This window comes from Bacteroidales bacterium (genome assembly GCA_018334875.1).
GTDB lineage: Bacteria > Bacteroidota > Bacteroidia > Bacteroidales > UBA12077 > JAGXLC01.
This window is the reverse complement of sequence record JAGXLC010000491.1, coordinates 1-2,866: the sequence shown is the minus strand read 5'-3', so window position 1 is coordinate 2,866 and position 2,866 is coordinate 1. Positions and strand designations below refer to the sequence as shown.

The 2,866-nt window shown below is 47.8% G+C and carries 2 protein-coding genes; both read right to left on the bottom strand.

All coding sequences use genetic code 11. From position 1 onward, the window contains the following. Positions 1-1,287, bottom strand: a 1,287-nt coding sequence (locus KGY70_20310; protein MBS3777548.1) for a hypothetical protein, incomplete at its 3' end; no start/stop codon positions are given. 311 nt (positions 1,288-1,598) lie between these two features. Then, positions 1,599-2,866: hypothetical protein (locus tag KGY70_20305; GenBank protein ID MBS3777547.1), on the bottom strand; the 1,268-nt coding region annotated here is incomplete at its 5' end.

Sequence of the window (2,866 nt, the reverse complement as noted above, 5' to 3'; positions counted from 1 at the left end):
CTGTCCCTTCCGGTATTGCACCTTCGTAGCTGCCCCGTGATCGGACTCAAAATGGGTATAAATGTGGGTAGGCTCCAGATCTTTCCCGTTCATCCTCCTGGGCGAATGGCAATGTGCACAGGTTGTGACACCATTATGGGGCAAAGTGGGATCATTTAAAAATGCAGGTTTGCCAGAGATGTGGCGAAGCAATATACCGCTGGGTATGACGATGAAATCGGATTCACAGAAGGCCATCAGCCCTTCATCGTTAACCAAAGCGAAAGCCAGGCAAGCTGTTGTATCCACAAATTGGCCGATACCCATGCATCCCTGGATGGTGATCCCATCAGCATCATGTTTTTCCATCAGATCCTTGAAGGCGTAATAGAGGATAAAAGTATTGGTCATATATTTTTTTGGTGTATTGACCGAAAGAATGGTATCCTGCGCCGCATAATCCGCTGCATCCTTTTGGGCCTTGCTTACAACAGCGCTGTCCTTTTGCTTCTTTTTCACCAGGGATTGTAGTTCATCCATATCTGTAGTTTTCACGTTCAGATGCCAGATGTCTTTTATGGCTTTTTTCGCATGGTCGGTATTGCCTCCCCAGCCGCCAACACCGTTGACAGCCAAAATGGTGGACTCCCGCATGTTCTTCAGTCCATACAGGGCACGCAGCCGGATAAGCACCTTGTTGTAGTCGTCCACCACCACATCCTCAAGGTCAAAATTGGGATATACATACTGATCGGATTCCTGACGCAGCAGCCGCGGATGAACGATCTCATACCAAAGATAAGAGGGGCCGGTTTTATGGCGCAGGAACATCACCACATCCTTTCCCGACTCGGTAAGTATATTGATCCTGCTCCGCCCGGCACCGGCTGCATATAGTAGAATGACATCGCTGTCGGACTTGCTGGCGCGGCGGGCTTTTTCATCGCTGTTGACATGGACCAGGGGCGCCAACTTTACCGAAAAATCGGCATATGCTTCCAGTTTTTTTAGCTCATTTCGGATCCGTTCATCTTCCTTGTTGACATCCTTCTGTTTAATGAGTCCTCCCCACTGTCTCCATGAAACAGATTCCTGCCGCTCCGGAAGCTCGTAAAGCAGGACAGGCTGGACCTTAATGGGCTTGCCGATACGGTTCATGATATCAGAGCGGGAAGAAGGGTGAATGTCCATATTGCCCGAATAAAATGTCTTGTCGGCAGGATTGGGCCGGTTAAATGAAAAGAGGGGCAAAGTGCCTATCCCTCCGGCAATGCTGCCAAGGTTGATCAAAAAGTTTCTGCGTTTCATAATTTTTATTTTTTTTGATTATAGCTGTTTAATAATCTGATTTAGCTGAAAGAGGCCTGTTCTTAAAGAAAATGTCCCGCCACCAAAACTCCAAAGCACAAAATCCCACCAAATCTATTGATCCCAATTGGTAAAGAATGATATTTTATCGTTTTGTGTTTGGTGTTTTAGTATATTGATGGCATTTCTTATTGTTTTTTAAGGTTGCTTCTTGAGATAGTTGTTCACCAATGTAATGATTTTTTATATTTTGCTGGTTTAGCTGATTCTTTAAGAAGAAACTCATTATTCTATTAACATGTATCAAAAAATCAGGCTTCTTCGATGACTTCAAAGCCCAAAAGATCGGCAATGTTATAAAGCTGATCCTTATGGTCCCCGTAATAGGTGACACGGTGCCATCCCCAGGTATCCCAGTATTCCATCAGTTTGCGCATGTCGCCTTTGACTTCGGCGGCCAGCTTGGTACGGCAGGCTCTCTCTACTCCGACATTCTCCACGGTACGCCCCTGATGGAAAATCACCTGTTTCTTGTTGTGGTCAAACTGCATGGTAGTAACCGTTTTATCCAAAGGCATCAGCGAGCGGATGCTGGCGCCTTTCTTGTCCTCGGCATGGCTACGGATGTGATAGGGATTAGAGGTCGCTTCGGGACCGTACATTTTTGTAGGACCGGTGCAATGGGCATAAATGATCTGGTTTTTTGAGGTGTCGATCACCGGATCGGATATGAACCCGGGCTGGTGAACCAGGTAATTCATGAGGAGCTTGGTCATGGTGGAGCGCTGATCGGCTTCGCAGGCCCCTACCAGCCCTTCGTTATCCAGTTGCATGAACCCCATGCAGGGATAGGCGGTTACCATACGGTTGTTGTAAATGCCGCCCAGGCAGTTGACCGTGATGGCCTGGGCATTGTTTCGTTCCATAAGCCTTTTCATGGTCAGATACATTTTGGCTGACTTTAGGATCTCCCCGCGGGTAGGCTCCATGACTTTCTTTGCATTGTAGATCCATCTATCTGCCACCTCGCTCGTTTCATCCGCGTCAATTTTCTCATAATCAGAATTTATCTCCGAGAAAGGAATGGTTTTGGATTTTGTTCCGTAAATTGCCGAAACTTGCTGGTCCGCATCCCTGCCTAAAACCAGCATGGTGGAATTTTTGAGTTTTGTAACGGCATCCAGGCATTCAACGCCTTTGGCTACATCTTTAAAATCGGAGGATGAGATGCCGATCACCTTATGCCCTTCCCGTTTTAGCCTAGAATAGCTGGTCAGAAATTCCCCGGAGCCAGCATAAAGGTGATCCACCAGAATGGTTGGCTTACCGGATGCGCCGATGGTCTCGGTTAGATCTCCCCACAGGCATCCGGACAAATAGACCAGATAACCGTCAACTTCCCGGTCCCCGGAGAGAATCTCCCTGGCCTTCTCCTTACTGCCATCACTGGTTGTTACCAGGGAAAAATCCACATGGGGGCAGTGACTTTTCAGTTGGTTCACAAACTGCCTGATGTCCCCGGCAAAGTCATAGTCGATGTTGGGCCAGTTGGGCTTTGTCGGATCGGGATGGGCGCCCA